This window comes from Ectobacillus sp., assembly GCF_056992975.1.
On the sequence record NZ_JBXKMX010000154.1, the window covers coordinates 1 to 2,170 of the forward strand.

The following is a 2,170-nucleotide window of genomic DNA, read 5'->3' on the forward strand; positions in this document are numbered from 1 at the left end:
TAGGGGGATTCCACATGCAACATGCATTCATTACACTCGTTCCAAAGTCGACGAAGCAAGAAATATCCATACAAGATGTGAAGGATTTATTTACATACTATAAGCAAATTACTACCAAAACGGGTTCACAACTTTCTTGGGGGTATTCTGAAACCGCTTTTCCCTACGAAATCATTGATAAGTCCGATACAACAATCCATTTAAAATCAAATCATGATCGTTATCAATCAATCTATGTAGGAGTGGGTATTGAAGACAATCAACATTTTATTCAAATTACACTTCCTGATAGCGCTACCTACGGAGATAAAGGTAAAGCAAATGAGTTTTGCCGCTTTCTAGCAAAAAAATTACAAGGTGAATTACACCTCTTTAACGATCGCGTTATGTATTTTTACAAACGTTAACTCCCAGTTTAATTTGTACACTTCTTTAATTAAATATGATGTATTCTCGTTACTCATCTCTGTCTTGCTGTGTGCCTTAAAAGGTGCAGATCATTTAAAAGAATAGCGATGGGTAACGTTTATGTTTTTCGAACAACTAATTATACATATTATACCATGATTTCAATATATTGTTTTTAACCAGACTTATTTTTTTCCATCAAGTCTTTTTAAACTTCCCCATACTTAATTTCAAAAAAGAAAACGAATCATGCTATAAATAAAAAGGAACAATAGTCCATTTCTTACAGTCATACGAAATGCATACCGCCTTTTCTGTAACATGTAATTAGCAACTACATATGCTACATACAAAAATACTGCAAATAACATGATCTTAGCTCGTAATTTATCATGAGGTGAGATAAAAACGATTACAGAATAACTAAGCCCTAGTAGCATGTGATATATTCCAACAATGGTTGCTTTTTTCATGGTACCTACTCCTTACCTACACCAGTCCTACAATACTATATGGCCATAGAACATCTTTTAGAAGACAAAAAAGAAGCATTCAAGTAGAATGCTTCTTTTTTGTCTTACTATAAAAAATCTAAAATGCTATTACTTCACAATGTGGATTGGTGTTCCTAATGCTACTTCTGCTGCTTCCATGGTGATTTCACCCAATGTTGGATGCGCATGAATGGTTTGCGCAATATCTTCTGCTGTCATACCTGCTTCAATTGCTAAACCTAGTTCAGAAATAATATCAGATGCACCTGCGCCCGCCACTTGCGCTCCTAATATTAAGCCATCTTCTTTACGCGTAATAAGCTGTACAAACCCATCAGTGCTATTTAGTGATAGCGCACGACCATTTGCTCCAAAAGGAAATTTAGAGGCATTCACGTCAATGCCTTCTGCTTCAGCTTGTTTTTTTGTATAGCCAACAGATGCTAATTCAGGATCTGTAAAGCAAACTGCTGGGATACCCACATAGTCAATTTCAGACGAATGACCACTAATAGCTTCTGCTGCTACTTTTCCTTCATAAGATGCTTTATGAGCTAACGGAGGACCTGGAACAATATCACCAATTGCATAAATATTTGGTATATTTGTTCGACATTGTTTATCAATTTCAATAATTCCGCGGTCATTAACCTTAATTCCCACTTGCTCTAAGCCCATTTCACGTGTATTAGGACGACGTCCAACTGTAACTAGTACATAATCTGCATCAATCGATTTCATTTCACCTTTTGCTTCGAAATGAACCGTAACGCCGTCTTCTCTTTCATCTACAGATTTACCAAATGCTTTCGTAAAAATTTCTACATTGCCTTTTTTCTTAAGACCTCTTTTTACAATCGCACTCATAGATTTTTCGAAACCAGATAGAATTTCGTCGCCTGCTTCAAGTATCGTAACTTCCGTACCAAAATTGGCGTAAGCTGTACCTAATTCCATTCCAATATAACCGCCGCCAATAACGACTAGTTTTTTCGGAATTTCAGGTAAATTTAATGCGCCTGTTGAATCAATCACTCGTTTTGAAAAAGAAAAACCTGGAATCTGAATTGGTGTAGAACCCGTTGCTATAATTGCATTTTTAAAGTTGTAAGTTTGGGCAGATGTTTCCGTTAGCGCACGCAAAGAATTGTTATCTACAAAAAATGCTTCGCCGCGAATGATGTCAATTTTATTTCCTTTAAGGAGTGTTTCGACTCCTCCCGTTAATTTATTGACAACGCTTTGTTTCCAAGCTTGTACCTTTGAAA

3 protein-coding genes are annotated in these 2,170 nt (G+C 36.1%); 1 reads left to right on the forward strand and 2 read right to left on the reverse strand.

Annotated features, from left to right (window positions below):
- Nucleotides 1-14 precede the first annotated feature (14 nt).
- Nucleotides 15-407: a DUF1885 family protein gene (locus AC11ZT_RS07295; RefSeq protein ID WP_484058965.1), complete on the forward strand. Its 393-nt coding sequence runs from the start codon at nt 15-17 to the stop codon at nt 405-407.
- Nucleotides 408-638: 231 nt separating this feature from the next.
- On the opposite strand, the gene AC11ZT_RS07300 is transcribed toward AC11ZT_RS07295, so the two are convergent.
- Together AC11ZT_RS07300 and lpdA are read right to left on the reverse strand one after the other, a co-directional pair.
- Nucleotides 639-881, reverse strand: a complete 243-nt coding sequence (locus AC11ZT_RS07300; protein ID WP_484058966.1) for a hypothetical protein — start codon at nt 879-881, stop codon at nt 639-641.
- A 129-nt stretch (nt 882-1,010) separates the two neighbouring features.
- Nucleotides 1,011-2,170, reverse strand: a 1,160-nt coding sequence (gene lpdA / locus AC11ZT_RS07305) for a dihydrolipoyl dehydrogenase (RefSeq protein WP_484058967.1), incomplete at its 5' end; no start/stop codon positions are given.

Coding starts and splice junctions, on each gene's coding strand:
- AC11ZT_RS07300 (WP_484058966.1), bottom strand. CDS start 881: ATGAAAAAAGCAACCATTGTTGGAATATATCACATGCTACTAGGGCTT.
- AC11ZT_RS07295 (WP_484058965.1), top strand. CDS start 15: ATGCAACATGCATTCATTACACTCGTTCCAAAGTCGACGAAGCAAGAA.